Annotated in this window: 15 protein-coding genes and 2 tRNA genes; 10 read left to right on the top strand and 7 right to left on the bottom strand. The window is 69.7% G+C overall.

Going from position 1 to position 17447, the window contains the following annotated elements:
• The first annotated feature begins 162 nt into the window (after positions 1–162).
• The 4 genes from HP507_RS05630 (at position 163) to HP507_RS05615 (ending at position 5192) form a co-directional block, all read left to right on the top strand.
• Positions 163–3210 carry an alpha-mannosidase gene (locus HP507_RS05630; protein ID WP_175350861.1) on the top strand — a complete coding sequence of 1016 codons (3048 nt, stop codon included), beginning with the start codon at positions 163–165 and terminating at the stop codon, positions 3208–3210.
• 88 nt (positions 3211–3298) lie between these two features.
• Entirely contained in the window at positions 3299–4258 is a 960-nt protein-coding gene (locus tag HP507_RS05625) for an endo-beta-N-acetylglucosaminidase H (protein ID WP_175350860.1), read from the top strand.
• Positions 4259–4358: 100 nt separating this feature from the next.
• The gene (locus HP507_RS05620) at positions 4359–4646 is read left to right on the top strand and encodes a DUF1905 domain-containing protein (protein WP_175350859.1); all 288 of its coding nucleotides are present in this window, start codon (positions 4359–4361) and stop codon (positions 4644–4646) included.
• A 39-nt stretch (positions 4647–4685) separates the two neighbouring features.
• Positions 4686–5192 carry a hypothetical protein gene (locus HP507_RS05615; protein ID WP_175350858.1) on the top strand — a complete coding sequence of 169 codons (507 nt, stop codon included), beginning with the start codon at positions 4686–4688 and terminating at the stop codon, positions 5190–5192.
• 82 nt (positions 5193–5274) lie between these two features.
• Here the strand turns inward: HP507_RS05615 and HP507_RS05610 are convergent.
• A tRNA-Gly gene (locus HP507_RS05610) sits at positions 5275–5348 on the bottom strand.
• 54 nt (positions 5349–5402) lie between these two features.
• Between HP507_RS05610 and HP507_RS05605 the strand changes: the two genes are divergently transcribed.
• The 5 genes from HP507_RS05605 (at position 5403) to HP507_RS05585 (ending at position 8657) form a co-directional block, all read left to right on the top strand.
• A complete protein-coding gene (locus tag HP507_RS05605; RefSeq protein WP_175350857.1) occupies positions 5403–5702 on the top strand; it encodes a hypothetical protein in 300 nt (99 codons plus the stop codon).
• Between the two features lie 57 nt (positions 5703–5759).
• Positions 5760–5836 (top strand) — tRNA-Pro (locus HP507_RS05600).
• 36 nt (positions 5837–5872) lie between these two features.
• Positions 5873–7180 (top strand): trigger factor, encoded by a 1308-nt coding sequence (gene tig / locus HP507_RS05595; RefSeq protein WP_175350856.1) that lies wholly within the window; start codon positions 5873–5875, stop codon positions 7178–7180.
• A gap of 158 nt (positions 7181–7338) precedes the next feature.
• A complete protein-coding gene (locus tag HP507_RS05590) occupies positions 7339–7968 on the top strand; it encodes an ATP-dependent Clp protease proteolytic subunit (RefSeq protein ID WP_175350855.1) in 630 nt (209 codons plus the stop codon).
• Positions 7969–7997: 29 nt separating this feature from the next.
• Positions 7998–8657, top strand: coding sequence for an ATP-dependent Clp protease proteolytic subunit (locus HP507_RS05585; protein WP_097180535.1), 660 nt, complete (start codon positions 7998–8000; stop codon positions 8655–8657).
• Positions 8658–8720: 63 nt separating this feature from the next.
• Here HP507_RS05585 and HP507_RS05580 read toward each other — a convergent pair whose 3' ends face one another.
• Positions 8721–9341, bottom strand: a complete 621-nt coding sequence (locus HP507_RS05580; RefSeq protein WP_175350854.1) for a copper resistance CopC family protein — start codon at positions 9339–9341, stop codon at positions 8721–8723.
• A gap of 68 nt (positions 9342–9409) precedes the next feature.
• On the bottom strand, positions 9410–10135 hold the full coding sequence (locus HP507_RS05575; RefSeq protein ID WP_175350853.1) for a YcnI family copper-binding membrane protein: 726 nt from the start codon (positions 10133–10135) through the stop codon (positions 9410–9412).
• Between the two features lie 193 nt (positions 10136–10328).
• Between HP507_RS05575 and clpX the strand changes: the two genes are divergently transcribed.
• A complete protein-coding gene (gene clpX / locus HP507_RS05570; protein ID WP_175350852.1) occupies positions 10329–11609 on the top strand; it encodes an ATP-dependent Clp protease ATP-binding subunit ClpX in 1281 nt (426 codons plus the stop codon).
• Between the two features lie 159 nt (positions 11610–11768).
• Here clpX and HP507_RS05565 read toward each other — a convergent pair whose 3' ends face one another.
• From HP507_RS05565 to valS, 4 genes are all read right to left on the bottom strand, one after another.
• Positions 11769–13796 (bottom strand): M3 family metallopeptidase, encoded by a 2028-nt coding sequence (locus HP507_RS05565; RefSeq protein ID WP_175350851.1) that lies wholly within the window; start codon positions 13794–13796, stop codon positions 11769–11771.
• A gap of 71 nt (positions 13797–13867) precedes the next feature.
• Positions 13868–14452, bottom strand: a complete 585-nt coding sequence (locus tag HP507_RS05560) for a TetR/AcrR family transcriptional regulator (protein WP_175350850.1) — start codon at positions 14450–14452, stop codon at positions 13868–13870.
• Positions 14453–14464: 12 nt separating this feature from the next.
• A complete protein-coding gene (locus HP507_RS05555) occupies positions 14465–14716 on the bottom strand; it encodes a hypothetical protein (protein ID WP_175350849.1) in 252 nt (83 codons plus the stop codon).
• 59 nt (positions 14717–14775) lie between these two features.
• On the bottom strand, positions 14776–17367 hold the full coding sequence (gene valS / locus HP507_RS05550) for a valine--tRNA ligase (protein ID WP_254700958.1): 2592 nt from the start codon (positions 17365–17367) through the stop codon (positions 14776–14778).
• Positions 17368–17447 lie beyond the last annotated feature (80 nt).

The raw sequence follows: 17447 nt of genomic DNA, 5'->3' as shown, positions 1-17447 counted from the left end.
GGCCCGGACCCCGACCCGCACGACCCGCACGACGGACGCGGCACCGCCGACGCTCCCAGCAGCACCCGCACGACCTGAACCGCCACCGACACCGCCACCGCCACCGCCACACCGCACCGCCGCCGGCTCCGACGCCGGCCCTCCCGAACCAGGAAGGTCCCCATGCACGACGACATCCCCCTCACCACCGGACGGGCACGACGCGTCCTCGACGAGCGGATCCTGCCCGCGGTCCACGCCACGGCGACGCCGCTCGCGACCGCGTGGCACGAGCTGCCGGGGGAGCCGATCCCGCCCGCGGAAGGGCTGCAGCTCGACTTCGCACCGTACGAGGTCGGCACGACGTGGGGTGCTGCGTGGGGGACGACGTGGTTCCGGCTGACCGGGACGGTACCGGCCCACTGGGCGGGCCGTCGCGTCGAGGTCGTCATCGACCTCGGGTTCGACAAGAACATGCCCGGCTTCCAGTGCGAGGGCCTCGTGTACCTCGCCGACGGCTCCCCGGTGAAGTCGATCAACCCGCGGAACCAGTGGGTGCTCGTCACGGAGCGGGCCGAGGGCGGCGAGACCGTCGAGCTCTTCGTCGAGGCCGCGTCGAACCCCGTCCTGCTCGACTACCACCCCTTCCTCCCCACGCAGGAGGGCGACGTGCAGACCTCGTCCTCGAAGCGCCTCTACACGAGCCGCCGGATGGACCTCGCCGTGTTCGAGTCCGAGGTGCACGAACTCGCCCTCGACATGGAGGTCCTGCTCGAACTCCAGGCCGAACTGCCCGAGGGGCCACGGCGGATGCGGATCCTGCAGGCACTCGACGACGCCCTCGACCGGCTCGACCTGCAGCACATCGCCGCGACCGCACCGGACGCCCGCGCGGCGCTCGCCGACGTCCTGGCAGCACCGGCCGAGGCCTCAGCGCACACGATCTCCGCCGTCGGGCACGCCCACATCGACTCCGCGTGGCTGTGGCCCGTGCGGGAGACGATCCGCAAGGTCGCCCGGACCACCTCGACCATGACCGAGCTCATCGACCAGACCGACGAGTTCCTCTACGGCATGTCCAGTGCGCAGCAGTACGCCTGGATCAAGGAACACCGGCCGGAGGTCTACGCCCGGGTCAAGGCCGCGGTCGAGGCCGGTCGGTTCCTGCCCATCGGCGGCATGTGGGTCGAGTCCGACACCGTGATGCCGACCGGCGAGAGCATCGTGCGGCAGTTCTCCCAGGGACAGCGGTTCTTCGAGCGGGAGTTCGGCATCCGGCCGAAGGGCGTCTGGCTGCCGGACAGCTTCGGGTACTCGCCGGCGCTGCCGCAGCTCATGCGCCGCGCGGGCTTCGAGTGGTTCTTCACGCAGAAGATCTCGTGGAACCAGGTGAACAAGTTCCCGCACCACACGTTCCTCTGGGAGGGCATCGACGGGTCGCGGGTGTTCTCGCACTTCCCGTCGATGGACACGTACAACTCGCGGCTGTCCGGCAGCGAGGTCGCGAAGGCGTCCCGGCAGTTCCGCGAGAACCGGCTCGCGACCGGCTCGATCGCCCCGGTCGGCTGGGGCGACGGCGGCGGCGGCACCACCCGCGAGATGACCGGCACCGCGAAGCGACTGGCGGACCTCGAGGGCAGCGCCAAGGTCCGCTGGGAGCACCCGGACACGTTCTTCGACCGGGCGAAGGCCGAGCTGCCCGACCCGCCGGTGTGGGTCGGTGAGCTCTACCTCGAACTCCACCGCGCCACGCTCACCAGTCAGCACGGCACGAAGCAGGGCAACCGCCGGTGCGAGCAGCTGCTCGTCGAGGCCGAGCTGTGGGCAACGACCGCGGCAGCCCGCACCGACTTCGCCTACCCGTACGACGAACTCGACGCCCTGTGGCAGCAGGTCCTCCTCCAGCAGTTCCACGACATCCTGCCCGGTACCTCCATCGCATGGGTGCACCGCGAGGCAGTGGCGAAGTACGCCGAGACGGCCGCGAGCCTCACCGCGATCATCCAGCAGGCGCTGTCGGCACTGGCCGGTGCCGGGGACGCGACGGTCGTCGTGAACCCGGCCCCGTTCCTCCAGGCCGGCGCACCCGCGCTCGGTGCTGTCCTGGCGACCGACGTGGCGGACGTGACCGCCGTGTCGCTGGCCGAGCAGGACGGCGGGTACGTCCTGGCGAACGACCTCGTCCGGGTCGTCGTCGACGCCCAGGGGCTCGTGACGAGCGCCGTCGACCTGACCACCGGGCGCGACGCCATCGCTCCCGGCCAGGCGGCGAACCTGCTGCAGCTGCACCAGGACTTCCCGAACATGTGGGACGCGTGGGACGTCGACCGGTACTACCGGAACCGGGTCGAGGACCTCGTGGCGGTGACCGGGCTGACCGCCTGCGTGGACGACCGGACCGGCGTGGCGCGGCTCGTCGTGGAGCGTGCCTTCGGCGACTCGACGGTCAGGCAGGAGATCACCCTCGCGCCCGGCTCCCGCACCCTGGAGTTCGACCAGACGACGGACTGGCACGAGACCGAGAAGTTCCTCAAGGTCGCGTTCCCGCTCGACGTCCGCGCCGAGCACACCGTCGCGGAGACGCAGTTCGGTGCCCAGAAGCGCGTCACGCACACGAACACCTCGTGGGAGGCCGCGAAGTTCGAGACCTCGATGCACCGCTACGTGCTGGTGGAGGAGCCGGGCTTCGGGGTCGCGCTCGTGAACGACTCGATCCACGGGTTCGACACCACGCGCGACGCCGTCGACGGCCACGTCACCACGACCGTGCGGCTGTCGCTGCTCCGCGCACCGCGGTTCCCCGACCCGGAGACCGACCAGGGCGTGCAGACGCACCGGTACGGCATCGTCATCGGCGCCGACCAGCTCGGCGCGACGTCTGCCGGGGTCGTCATGAACGCGAGCGCCCGGACGATCACGGGCGCCCGCGGGTTCGAGCCGCTCGTCCAGGTGTCCGGCGACGTCGTGCTGTCGAGCGTCAAGCTGGCCGACGACCGCTCCGGCGACCTGGTCGTCCGCGTCTACGAGCCCTCCGGGCGGCGGGGGACCGGCGGCATCGCGGTGTCCGGTACCGCTACCGCTACCGGTGCCGTCTTCGGCGACCCCGTCGAGGTGACGTTGCTCGAGGAGTCCGACCCGTCGCTGCCGGGCGTCGCCTCGGTCACAGACGGCGTCGCCGCGTTCCCCGTCGACGCCTACGAAGTGCGGACCTTCCGGTACCCGCGCGCATGAACGTCCCGGGGCCGGCCCTTCGGGTGGGCCGGCCCCGGACGACACGACGGCATCCGCGGTCGTGGTCATCCACTCGATGAGGAGTGACATGAAGAAGAGCATGAAGTTCGGGATCGTGGCGGCCATCGCCGCGATGGTCGTCGCGCCACTGGTGCCGGCCGCCGCGTCGGCAGCGCCGTCGCCCACCGGCCTCGCGCACGGCGTCGGCGCGCAGCACGGAGTCGGTCACGGCGCGCAACCGCACGCGACCCCGACCAAGTCCGGGCCGACGAGCATCGCGTACGTCGAGGTCAACAACGACGAACTCGCGAACGTCGCCCGGTACCAGCTGGCCAACGGGGCGAACGCCTTCGACGTGGCGATCATCTTCGCCGCCAACATCAACTGGAACGGCTCGAAGGCCGTCCTGTACAACAACGAGAACGTCCAGGCGACCCTCGACGACGCCGCCACGCAGATCAAGCCGCTGCAGGCGAAGGGCATCAAGGTGTCGCTGTCGATCCTCGGCAACCACCAGGGCGCCGGGATCGCCAACTTCACGACCCAGGCAGCGGCGCAGGACTTCGCGTCCCAGGTCGCCGCCACCGTGTCGAAGTACGGGCTCGACGGGGTCGACCTCGACGACGAGTACTCGGACTACGGCACGAACGGCACCGCGCAGCCGAACCAGCAGTCGATCGGCTGGCTCATCAGTGCGCTCCGCGCGGACATGCCCGGCAAGCTCATCTCGTTCTACGACATCGGCCCGGCGTCCACCGCACTGTCATCGTCGAGCAGCACCATCGGCTCGCAGCTCGACTACGCGTGGAACCCGTACTACGGCACGTACTCCGCGCCGTCGATCCCGGGGCTCGACAAGTCGCGGCTGTCGGCAGCCGCGGTCGACATCCAGAACACGCCGCAGTCCACCGCGGTGTCGCTCGCTTCGCGCACGAAGGCGGACGGCTACGGCGTCTTCATGACGTACAACCTGCCGGGAGGCGACGAGTCCGCGTACGTGTCGGCCCTGACCCAGCAGCTCTACGGCCAGGCCGCGACGTACCAGTAGCGGCTCCGTCACGCGCCCCGCGTCCTCCAGCTCCGGCCAGGAGGCGCGGGGCGCGTCCGTCCCGTCGGTGCGGCCCAGCACCCGGCCGTACGATCGCGTCGTGGAGCTCGAGTTCGACGGCGAGGTGATCGAGTGGCGCGGGCCGGCGCCGTTCTTCTACGCGGTCGTGCCGCCGGACGTCGCCGACGTCATCCACGAGCTCGCGCCGATGCTGAGCTACGGGTGGGGTGTGATCCCCGCGCGGGTGTCGATCGGCTCCGTGAGTTGGACGACTTCGCTGTTCCCGAAGGACGGTGGGTGCCTCGTGCCGCTCCGCGCGGCCGAACGTCGCTGCGCGGGCGTCGAACTCGGCGACGCCGCGCACCTCGTCCTCACCCTCGGCGAGTGACGACTGACATCTGGTACATCACGACGCTATCCTGCTGAGGTGCGTTCGTCGATCAACGACCGAGGGCCGGGTGCGACCGAAGCCATCGTGCACGTCGTCGAGCGGCAGCCGCGATGGGTGGTCTTCCTGGTCGCCTCCGCAATGGTCGGTATCGACGTCGTAGTCTGGTGTCTGGCGACGAGTTCGGGCGACGCGCGCGACACCGTCGCGATACCCGTCGCCGTGGCGGTCTCCGTGATCGTCGCGGCGCTCATCGTCGCGCCGCAGACCTTGACGGTCACGCCCGACGCCGTGTGCCTCCGGGGGCTCCTCTTCGTCCGGGTGACCGTCTCCCGCGCAGACGTGTCGCGCGCTGCAGTCGAGCAGGTCGACCCGCTGAAGTACGGAGGGCTCGGAGTCCGTGCTGCGAACGGGGCGCTGGCATTCGTCACCGGTCGCAAGGCCGCGCTGCGTATCGAGACCCACAGCCGGCGGTGCTACGTCTTCACCACGGAGCGGGCGGAGATGCTCGTGGAACTGATCGCCGACGGCAACCGAGGGGGATGACGGGAATCGAGCATCGGCGCAGTGCCAGTAGGTCGTGGAGGGGATGACGGGAATCGAGCATCGGCGCAGTGCCAGCTGGAAGTGGAGGGGATGACGGGAATCGAACCCGCGTAGCCAGTTTGGAAGACTGGGGCTCTACCATTGAGCTACATCCCCGCGGCCGCGCACGAGTCGCAGCCCCATCATCGTAGCGGACGAACGAGCACCGACATGCCACCACGGGTCACGCTCCCGCCGAGCGCGCAGGATGCCCGGCGGATCAAACGCTCGCGGGTGCTCTCGTACGTGCTGGTGCTCCTCGCCGCGGTGGTGTTCTCGCTGCGCCCGGAGCTGTTCGGGGATCCCCAGACGCAGCCGGCGCACGCGCTCCTGCACGCCTGGCGCATCGTCGCCGGCATCGTGCTCGGCGCGGCCGCGCTCGCGGTGCAGGTCGTCGTCGGCGTGCAGTGGAGGAAGACGTTGCGCCACGGCGGGGAAGCTCCCGGGAACCGAGCACCGGGGGACCGCTAGACTCATCGGCGTCGCATGCGCCTGCCGGCGTGGGCGGACACCCCTGGCCCAGTCAAACGGGGCGTAGCTCAGCTTGGTAGAGCGCCCGCTTTGGGAGCGGGAGGTCGCAGGTTCAAATCCTGTCGCCCCGACCAGGACCACACGAACGTCAACCAACAGGAGAACATCCCTTGGCCACCAGCACCGTCGACAAGGTGAGCGACACCCGCGTCAAGCTCACCGTGAACGTGACGCCGGAAGATCTCAAGCCGAGCATCGACCACGCGTACAAGCACATCGCCGAGCAGATCAACATCCCCGGCTTCCGCAAGGGCAAGGTCCCGCCGGCGATCGTCGACCAGCGTGTCGGCCGGGGCGAGGTCCTGAACCACGCCGTCGGCGACGCCATCGACAACTTCTACCGCCAGGCGGTGGAGGAGCAGGAGCTGCGCATCCTCGGTCGTGCCGAGGCCGACGTCGCCGAGCTCCCGAACGTCAAGGACTTCACGGGCGACCTCGTCCTCACCTTCGAGGTGGACGTCCGTCCGGAGTTCGACCTGCCGGAGTACGACAAGTACGAGCTGACGGTCGACGCCGTCGAGGTCTCCGACGACGAGATCGAGGAGGAGCTGCAGAACCTCCGCACCCGTTTCGGCACGCTCGTGACGGTCGACCGCCCGGCGACGAAGGGCGACTTCGCGCAGATCGACCTCACCGCCACGATCGGCGACGACGAGGTCGACTCGGCCACCGGCGTCTCCTACGAGATCGGTTCGGGCGACCTGCTCGAGGGCATCGACGAGGCGCTCGAGTCCCTCACCGCCGGCGAGTCGACGACCTTCGAGTCGAAGCTCGTGGGTGGCGACCGTGAGGGCGAGACCGCCCAGATCGCCGTGACCGTCACCGCCGTCAAGGAGCGCGAGCTCCCCGAGGCCGACGACGAGTTCGCGCAGATCGCCAGCCAGTTCGACACGATCGACGAGCTCAAGGCGGACCTCAAGGAGCAGATCGCGAAGTCCAAGACCTTCGGTCAGGGCGCCGCGGCTCGCGACAAGCTCGTCGAGAAGCTCATCGAGGACGTGAACATCCCGATCTCGGAGAAGCTCATCGAGGACGAGGTGCACCGTCACCTCGAGCAGGAGAACCGTCTCGAGGACGACGAGCACCGCAAGGAGGTCTCCGAGTCCAGCGAGAAGGCCTTCCGCTCGCAGATCCTCCTCGACTCGATCGCCGAGAAGGAAGAGATCCAGGTCTCGCAGGAAGAGCTCACGCAGTACCTCATCCAGGCCGCTGCGCAGTACGGCATGGAGCCGGGCGAGTTCATCAAGGTCATCGACCAGAACGGGCAGATCCCGGGCATGGTCGGCGAGGTGGCCCGTTCGAAGGCCGTCGCGACCGTCCTCTCGAAGGTGACCGTCAAGGACACCAACGGTGACGACGTCGACCTGTCCGCCTTCACGGCGGGCGTCGCGCAGACCCCCGCGGAGGACGCGGAGTAGTCCGCGACCACCTTCCTGACTGGAGGCGCGGTGCCGGCTGGCACCGCGCCTCCAGTCCGTTTGCGGGCCACCCGCATTGCCGACAGCGAACAGACGCGAAGTGGTGCGTTGCACCCGATAAGTTCGACATCAAGCGACAACTGAACGGGAGCTTTTCCATGGCCGAAGCAACACTGAACCCCAGTGTTTTTGACCGCCTTCTGAGAGACCGGATCGTGTGGCTCGGCTCCGAGGTCCGCGACGACAACTCGAACGAGATCGCAGCGAAGCTGCTGATGCTCGCCGCCGAGGACCCTGAGAAGGACATCTACCTCTACATCAACTCGCCCGGTGGCTCGATCACGGCCGGCATGGCGATCTACGACACGATGCAGTTCGTGCCGAACGACATCGTCACGGTGGGCATCGGCCTCGCCGCCTCGATGGGGCAGTTCCTGCTCTCGTCCGGCACGCCGGGCAAGCGCTACATCACCCCGAACGCGCGCGTGCTGCTGCACCAGCCGTCCGGTGGTTTCGGCGGCACCGCTGCCGACATCCAGACGCAGGCGAAGGTCATCCTCGACATGAAGCAGCGGATGGCCGAACTCACCGCGGAGCAGACCGGCAAGTCGATCGAGCAGATCCTCAAGGACAACGACCGCGACAACTGGTTCACCGCGCAGGAAGCCCTCGAGTACGGCTTCGTCGACCACCTCCGCGCGTCCTCGAACGAGGTCATCGGCGGTGGTGGAACCGTCGGCGACGGCGAGACCCCCACCGAAGCGGCCGAGCCCGACGCCCAGTCCTGACCCGACCCACCGAAGAAAAGGAAACGAGAATGCATCTCCCCATGCTCGGTGGCGCGCAGAACGTCCCGGCCCCCACTGATCGGTACATCCTGCCGAGCTTCGAAGAGCGCACGGCCTACGGCTACAAGCGGCAGGACCCGTACGCCAAGCTGTTCGAGGACCGCATCGTGTTCCTCGGCGTCCAGGTCGACGACGCGTCGGCGGACGACGTCATGGCGCAGCTGCTCGTGCTCGAGTCGATGGACCCGGACCGCGACATCGTCATGTACATCAACTCGCCCGGTGGCTCGTTCACCGCGATGACGGCGATCTACGACACGATGCAGTACATCCGTCCGCAGATCCAGACGGTGTGCCTCGGCCAGGCGGCCTCGGCGGCGTCGGTGCTCCTCGCTGCCGGTACTCCCGGCAAGCGTCTCGCGCTCCCGAACGCCCGTGTGCTGATCCACCAGCCGGCGACCCAGCAGGGCGGCGGTCAGGCGTCCGACATCGAGATCCAGGCCGCGGAGATCCTCCGCATGCGCACCTGGCTCGAGGAGACCCTGTCGAAGCACTCGAACCGGACGCCGGAGCAGGTCAACAACGACATCGAGCGTGACAAGATCATGTCCGCGGAAGAGGCTCTCGAGTACGGCCTGATCGACCAGGTCCTCACGAGCCGCAAGAACCTGCCGGCGCTCGTCAAGTAGCAGCAGCAGCAGCAGAAGAGCCCCGCACCGAACGGTGTGGGGCTCTTCTCGTACGTGCTGGTGTCAGTCGTCGTCGGTGTCGTCGGCCGCGGGGGCGGGACGACGACGGAGGAGGAGCAGGACGGCGACGACCACGCCGACGAGCACGACACCGCCGGCACCGATCCAGATCGCGTCGGACGCCGCGGAGTCGGTGTCTCCCGACGCAGTGCCCGTGGTGTCCGCGCTCGCGCTCGCACCGGTGCTCCCGCTGCCGGAGGTGGCGCAGACCGGTGGCTTCGACGAGCCCTTCGCGGGCGTGAACCCGGCGGGGGCGTCCCACGTGAACGTGTACTCGTCGGACACGGTGTGGCCGTCGGCGGAGATGATCTGCCACTCGACGGTGTACTTCCCGGAGTCGCCGAGTGCCGCCTTCGTCGTCATCGACGGTCCGTCGACGTCGAGGCAGCCGTCCTCGTAGTACTTCCCGTCCGGGCCGACGATCCGGTACGCGAACCCGGAGTCCGTGCCGCCGATGTCGAGCAGCCTGTCGTTCGTGGTGATCTCGAACGTCTTCGGCAGCGACGTCAGCGTCCCGTCGACCTTCGGCGTCGAGGCGATCATGTAGTTGTGCGCGCTGGCGGGGCCGGCGAGGCCGAGGACCGCACTGCCCGCGATGGCGAGGGCCGCGGCTGTCCCGGCCACGAGCCTCCCGGCCCGCCCTGCCGCTGGTCCGCGCGACCGCCTGTCGCGCGTCGGACGTGGGTCGGGCGTCACTTGGAGGTGCTCCGGCGGCGCGTGTTCGCGACCGCGACGACCAGGGCGACCGCTCCGAGCACCAGGCCGCCGAGGCCGAGGAAGCGGCCGACGAGGTCGGGGTCACTCGAGGTGCTGGTGCTGGCGGCCTCGGCCGTCGGGGTGGCGGCGACCGGGTCACCGTCCGCCGAGGTGGCCACGGCCGCGGTCATGGTGATCGAGGGCGCCGGGTGCTCGGGTTCGGCCTCGCCCGCCTTCTGCTCCTGGTTCCACTCGACGGAACCCTTCTCGCAGGTCTGCAGCGCGGGGAACTCCACGACGTCGCCGGCCTTGCCGTCGGGCAGCGAGAACGACAGCGCGAACGTGTCGCGCTCGTCGGCGGGGAGCGGGGTCTTCGCGGTGTAGGTGACGCTCGTCACGCGCTCGCCGGCGTCCTCGGCTTCCTCGTCGTCGGCGGACGAGGACGGGCTCGTGTAGGGCTCGGTCGCCTTCGTGATGGTCCAGTTCGGGTTCACCGTCGGCGTGACCTCGATGACCGACTTCGGCACCTGGAACTCGATCTTGGTCGTGGGCGAGCCGTCGCAGCCGTGCGGGACCGAGAACGTCGCCGTCGTGTACGAGTTCGCCGCGGTCGACGAGGCGGTCGCACTCACGTGGGCGCTGGCGACACCCGCGGTGCCGAGGACGATCGCGGCGGTGACACCGAGGGTCGCGGTGCCGGCGACGGCGAGACGCTTGGACATGTGTTTCCTTCCGGAGCGGAGTTCTACAACTTGTAGAGAAGTCGGGAACACGGTAGCAGGATCGAACGCCCTGGGCGAACGCCGCAGCCGAAACCGGCTCGGCGTCGCAGCCGGTGTCACCGGTTGCGATTAGGCTCGTCCACAAGTCGGGCAGGTCGTCGACCTGCATCGGTCAACCAGGGAGGGCACCGACATGGCACGCATCGGAGAGAGCGCTGACCTGCTCAAGTGCTCCTTCTGCGGCAAGAGCCAGAAGCAGGTCCAGCAGCTCATCGCCGGTCCCGGCGTGTACATCTGCGACGAGTGCGTCGAGCTGTGCAACGAGATCATCGAAGAGCGACTGGCCGAGGCCGGCGAGGACACCGCGAGCGGTGACTTCGAGCTCCCCAAACCGCGCGAGATCTTCGACTTCCTGCAGGAGTACGTCATCGGGCAGGACCCGGCGAAGCGCGCCCTCGCCGTCGCCGTCTACAACCACTACAAGCGCATCCGTGCGCAGGGGCAGATCACCGCGGCGGAAGACCGTGACGACGTCGAGATCGCGAAGTCGAACATCCTGCTGATCGGCCCGACGGGCTGCGGCAAGACATACCTCGCGCAGACCCTGGCGAAGCGGCTCAACGTGCCGTTCGCCGTCGCCGATGCCACCGCTCTGACCGAGGCCGGCTACGTCGGCGAGGACGTCGAGAACATCCTCCTCAAGCTCATCCAGGCCGCCGACTACGACGTGAAGCGCGCCGAGACCGGCATCATCTACATCGACGAGGTCGACAAGATCGCGCGCAAGGCCGAGAACCCGTCGATCACGCGCGACGTCTCCGGCGAGGGTGTGCAGCAGGCGCTGCTCAAGATCCTCGAAGGGACCACCGCGTCCGTCCCGCCGCAGGGCGGCCGGAAGCACCCGCACCAGGAGTTCATCCAGATCGACACGACGAACGTGCTGTTCATCGTTGCGGGGGCGTTCGCCGGGCTCGAGGACATCGTCTCGTCGCGGGTCGGCAAGCGGGGGATCGGCTTCGGCGCCCCGCTGCACAGTGCGCTCGACCAGCAGGACCTCTACGCGGACGTCCTGCCGGAGGACCTCCACAAGTTCGGGCTCATCCCGGAGTTCATCGGCCGTCTCCCCGTCGTGACCACGGTGTCGCAGCTCGACCAGTCGGCGCTCATGCAGATCCTCACCGAGCCGAAGAACGCGCTCGTGAAGCAGTACCAGCGGATGTTCCAGATCGACGGTGTCGAGCTCGAGTTCGACCGTGGTGCGCTCGAGGCGATCGCCGACCTCGCGGTCCTGCGGCAGACCGGTGCCCGCGGGCTCCGGGCCATCCTGGAAGAGGTTCTCGGCCCGGTCATGTTCGACGTCCCCTCGGACGACGACGTCGCCCGCGTGGTCATCACGCGCGAGTCCGTGCTCGAGAACGCGGCGCCGACGATCGTGCCGCGTCCGCGGGCGAAGCGCGTCGAGAAGTCGGCGTAGCGCGGCGGAGCGGCGCGGCGCGGCGGCGGTCCGAACCATGGATCCGACATCGAACCGGGCCGCGGCGCTGGTTCGATGTCGGGAACGTGGTTCGACGCGCGCCCCGGGCCCGCGCGGCCGCCGGCCCCGGCACACCGCGCCGGCCCGGCGCGCCGCGGGCTACTCCAGCCCGCGGCGCCGCAGCAGCGGCCCGACCTCGGCGTCACGCCCCCGGAAGTCGCGGTACGCCTCGAGCGGGTCCTTCGCGCCCCCGACCCCGAGCAGGCGGGTCGCGAAACGCTCCCCGGCCTCGCGCGAGAGGCCGCCGTTCTCCCGGAACCACTCCACGGTGTCGGCGTCGAGCACCTCGGACCAGATGTACCCGTAGTACCCGGCGTCGTACCCGCCCGAGAACGTGTGCGCGAAGTACGTGGACGAGTACCGGGGCGGCACCGCCTCGACGGCGATGCCCGCGTCGGCCAGGGCCTGACGCTCGAACGCTTCGACATCCTCGACGGCCGCAGCGTCAGCAGCGGAGAGCCGGTGCCACGCCTGGTCGAGGAGCGCGGCGGCGAGGTACTCCGTCGTCGCGAAGCCCTCGTTGAACCCGGCGGAGTCGCTCAGGCCCAGCACGAGCTCCGGCGGCAGCGGCTCGCCCGTCTCGTGGTGCTTGGCGTAGTTCGCCAGGACGGACGGCCACGACACCCACATCTCGTTCACCTGCGAGGGGAACTCCACGAAGTCGCGCTCGACGTTGGTGCCGGAGAACCGCGGGTAGGTCGTGCGGGCGATGAGGCCGTGCAGGGCGTGCCCGAACTCGTGGAAGAGGGTCTCCACCTCGTCCTGGATCAGGAGCGTCGGTGATCCCGCGGCGGGCTTCGCGACGTTGAGGTTGTTCACGACGACGGGCAGCGTGCCGAGCAGGGCGGACTGCTCCACGACGGGGTTCATCCACGCACCGCCGCGCTTGCCGTCACGCGTGTAGAGGTCGAGCAGGTACAGCCCGACCTGTTCGCCGGAGTCGCCGTGCACCTCGAACACCCGGACCTCGTCGTTGTACCCGTGCAGGTCCGGACGCTCGGTGAAGGTCAGGCCGTACAGTTCCCCGGCGGCGTGGAACACCCCGTCGTGCAGAACCCGGTCGGCCTCGAAGTACGGCCGGAGCGCCGAGCTGTCCGCGGCGAACTGCTCGCCGCGGAGGAGCTCGGTGGCGTACGCCCAGTCCCACGCCTCGATGTCGAACCCGACGGTGCGGGACCGGACGGCGCGCTCGTCGTCGGCGTTCGCGGCGGCTGCCGGCACGAGGGAGGACAGCAGTCCGTCGACGGCCTCGGGCGTCTTCGCGGTCTCGTCGGCGGTGACGACGGCGGCGTGGTTCGGGAAGCCGAGCAGTTCCGCGCGTTCGGCACGGAGCCGGACGATCCGCAGCAGCACGTCGCGGTTGTCGTGCTCGTTGCCGCGACGACCGCGGGACAGCGAGGCGCGCATGATCCGCTCCCGCAGGCCCCGGTCCGCCAGGGACGCGAGCCACGGGTGCCCCGTGTAGAGCGGCAGCGTGATGAGCCAGCCGTCGAGCCCGCGGTCTGCGGCGGCTGCGGCCGCGGCTGACTTGGCGCCGTCGTCGAGGCCCTCGAGCTCCTGCTCGGACGTCACGTGCACCGCGAGGTCGTTCGTGTCCTCGAGCAGGTTCCGTTCGAACGTGGTGGTGAGCGTCGAGAGCTCCTGGTTGATCGCGGTGAGGCGCTCCTTGCCGGCGTCGTCGAGGCCGGCGCCCGCCATGGTCATCTCGGTGTACGTGCGCTCGACGAGACGGCGGTCCTCGTCGGTGAGGTCGGTGCGGTCGGCGAGCGAGGACCGGACGGCGGCGATCCGCTCGTACAGCCGACCGTCGAGGGTGATCGCGTCGCGGTGGGCGGCGAGGAGCGGGGAGACGTCGGCCTCGAGGTCGTGCAGCTCCGGCGTCGAGTCCGCCGACGACAGCGTGAAGAACACGTGGCTGACGCGGGCGAGCAGCTGTCCGGTGCGCTCGAGCGCCACGAGGGTGTTCTCGAACGTGGGGGCGTCGGGTGAGGCGGCGATCGCCTCGACCTCGGTGCGCTGCTCCGCCATGCCGGCGTCGAACGCCGGCCGGTAGTGCTCGAGTCGCACGTCGCGGAACGGCGGGAGGGAGTAGGGGAGGGTGCTCGGTGCATCGAACGGGGTTGCCATCCCACCACCCTAGGGACTGGAGGCACGGTGCGGGCGGGCCCCGCGCCTCCCGTCCCGCAGGTGGTCGCGTCTCAGGCGCGCGTCGCCGCGTCGATGAGTGTCGCGGCCGCGCGCCGCGCGTGCACGGCGGGCGCCGTCGAGCCGGCGATCGCCGCGGTCGTCTGCGCGCCCTCGGCGAGCAGCGCGAGCTGCGCTGCGAGTTCCTCGGCGCGGTCGGGGTCGGGGACGGCATCGGCGGTGAGCTGATGGACGAACCGCTGGAAGGAGTCCTTGTGCGCGCGGGCGATCTCGGCGACGGCGGGTGAGGTGGCCCCGAGCTCGCCGAACGCGTTGATGAACCCGCAGCCGCGGAACGCGTCGTCGCCGAACCACGACTCGAGGAAGTCGTACATCGCGAGGAGCTTGTCGCGCGGTGTCGTGGCGGCGTCGACCGCGCCGCGCACCCCGCGCTCCCAGATGTCGTGCCGGCCGGCGAGGACGGCGGCGATGAGCTGCTCCTTGCCGGGGAACGCGGCGTAGAGCTTCTTCAGCGACACCCCGGCGCCGGTGCGGATGGCGTCCATGCCGACCGCCTGGATGCCGCGCGCGTAGAAGAGCCGGTCGGCGACGTCGACGATGCGCGCCCGGACGTCGCACTCGATGCTGCTGGTGGCCATGGGCGTACCCGGTCAGTCCTCTTCCGCGGCGTCGTCCGGGTTCGTCACCTGCGCGTGCCCGGCGTCGTCGAGGTGGATCGACGTGCCGTCGTCCAGTGCGACCATCGGCTTGCCCTCGAGGAACGTCAGGGTCCAGCCCCACCCCGTCGTGTCCACGGACTCCGATGCGAGCTCGTCCTCGACGCCGCGTACGGCGACGACCATCGCCTCGGGCAGTCGCGCGGGTGGCTCCCCACCCACGTTCCAGCGTGTGCCCAACTGCATCCGTGCCTCCAGTCCGTCGCTCGGCGGCCGGTCGCGGACGCGACCGGCCGTCCGCGACGCTACGCCTGCTGCTCCGCCAGTTCGATCTCGGTGACGGCCAGCTCGGCCCCGTCCACGAAGGACAGGTTCTCGATGCGGCCGACGGCCGCCAGGTCGACGGCGGCGCGCTCGAGGAGCGCCCGCGTCTCGGCCGGGGCGGTGACGACTGCGTGCGTGACCGGCGTCTTCTGGGACGCCTTCGCCGCGGTCTTCGCCCCGCGGATGCCGATGAGCGCCTGTCCGACAGCCCCGAGGAGACCAGACGGTTCGGCCTGCGTGGGCAGCTCGGCCACGGTCGGCCAGGAGGCGCGGTGCACGCTGGTGTCGTGGGTCCAGGCCCACACTTCCTCCGTCGCGAACGGGAGGAACGGTGCGAGCAGGCGCAGGAGCGCGTCGATCGCGGCGCGGAGCGCGAGGACCGCGCTCGCCTGCGTCTCGTGCGTCGACTCCGTCGCGGTGCCGTACGCGCGCTCCTTGACGAGCTCGAGGTAGTCGTCGCAGAACGTCCAGAAGAAGCGTTCCGTCACCTCGAGCGCGCGAGCGTGGTCGAACCCGTCGAACGCCGTGGTGGCCTGCTCGATGACCGACCCGAGCTCGGCGAGCACGTCGATGTCGAGCGGCTCGGTGACGCTCGTCGCGCCCTCGGGCAGGGGGAATCCGTAGACGAACTTCGCCGCGTTGAGGACCTTGATCGCCAGGCGACGGCCGACCTTGATCTGCTTCGGGTTCTGCGGGTCGAACGCCGCGTCGGTGCCGAGCTTCGACGACGCCGCCCAGTAGCGGACCGCGTCGGCGCCGTGCTGCTCGAGGATGGACAGCGGCGTGACGACGTTGCCCTTCGACTTCGACATCTTCTTGCGGTCGGGGTCGACGATGAAGCCGGAGATGCTCGCGTGCTTCCACGGCACCACGTCGGCCTCGAGCTGGCTGCGGAGCACCGTCGTGAACAGCCAGGTGCGGATGATGTCCTGCGCCTGCGGGCGGACGTCGTACGGGTACACCAGGTCGTAGAGGGCCGGGTCGGTCTCCCACTTGCCCGCGAGCTGCGGGGTGAGCGACGAGGTGGCCCAGGTGTCCATGACGTCGAGTTCGCCCTGGAACCCGCCGGCCACGCCGCGCTGCGACTCCTCGTAGCCCGGTGCCGGCTCGGACGCCGGGTCGACGGGGAGCTGGTCCTCGGTGGGGACGATGGGCTGGTCGAACACCGGGTTGCCGTCGGCGTCGAGCGGGTACCAGACCGGGAGCGGGACGCCGAAGAAGCGCTGGCGGGAGATCAGCCAGTCGCCGGAGAGGCCCCCGACCCAGTTGTCGTAGCGGACGCGCATGAAGTCCGGGTGGAACGCGATCTCGTCGCCGCGCTGCCGGAGCGTCGTCTTGAGCTGCTCGTCGCGCGCGCCGTTCACGATGTACCACTGGCGGGTCGAGACGATCTCGAGGGGCTTGTCGCCCTTCTCGAAGAACTTCACCGGGTGCTGGATCGTCTTCACGTCGCCGATCAGGTCGCCGGACTCGGTGAGGGCGTCCACGACGACCTTCTTCGCGGAGAACACGGTCTTGCCGGCCATCTCGGCGTAGAGCGCCTTGCCGCCCTCGGACTCGATCCACGCGGGCTCGTCCGAGCGCACGCGGCCGTCGAAGCCGATGATCGCGCGGTTCGGCAGCTGCAGCTCGCGCCACCACACCACGTCGGTGGTGTCACCGAAGGTGCAGACCATGGCGATGCCCGCGCCCTTGTCCTGCTGCGCCAGGTGGTGCGCGAGCACGGGGACCTCGACGTCGAACAGGGGGGAGCGGACCGTCGTGCCGAAGAGGTCCTGGAAGCGCTCGTCGTCCGGGTGCGCGACGAGGGCGACGCACGCGGGGAGGAGTTCGGGACGGGTGGTCTGGATGACGATGTCACCCGTGCCGTCGGACTTGTGGAAGGCGATGCCGTGGTAGGCGCCGGGCATCTCCTTGTCCTCGAGCTCGGCCTGTGCGACCGCCGTGCGGAACGTCACGTCCCAGAGCGTCGGGGCGTCGGCCTGGTATGCCTCGCCCCGCTCGAGGTTGCGGAGGAAGGCACGCTGGGCGCTCGCGCGGGAGGTGTCGTCGATCGTGCGGTACGACTGCGTCCAGTCCACCGACAGGCCGAGCGTGCGGAAGAGGTGCTCGAACTGCTGCTCGTCCTGCACGGTCAGGCGCTCGCACAGCTCGATGAAGTTGCGCCGCGACACCGGGATCTGGTCGGCCGCCTTGCTCGACTTGTTGTCGCCGCCCTCGAACGGCGGCACGAAGGCCGGGTCGTAGGGGAGCTGCGGGTCGCAGCGGACGCCGTAGTAGTTCTGGACGCGGCGCTCGGTGGGGAGGCCGTTGTCGTCCCAGCCCATCGGGTAGAAGACCCGCTTGCCGCGCATGCGCTCGTACCGGGCCTTGAGGTCGGTGTGGGTGTACGAGAACACGTGGCCGATGTGCAGCGAGCCGGAGGCGGTGGGCGGCGGGGTGTCGATCGAGTAGACGTCGTCGCGGGTGATGCCGGTGCGGTCGAAGCGGTAGGTGCCGTCCTGCTCCCAGACGGGGCCCCAGACGTCTTCGAGACCGTCCACGGTGGGCTTCTCGGGCATGGGCTTCGTCATGGAGGCGCCTTTCGATCGATGTGTGCGGCACCGAGTCCGTGATGAGGTGCCTGAGTGTCCGCGCGCACTGCGCAGGGGTA

Source organism: Curtobacterium pusillum (assembly GCF_013359865.1).
Classification (GTDB): Bacteria; Actinomycetota; Actinomycetes; order Actinomycetales; family Microbacteriaceae; genus Curtobacterium; species Curtobacterium pusillum.
This window is presented reverse-complemented; position numbering and strand designations above follow the sequence as displayed.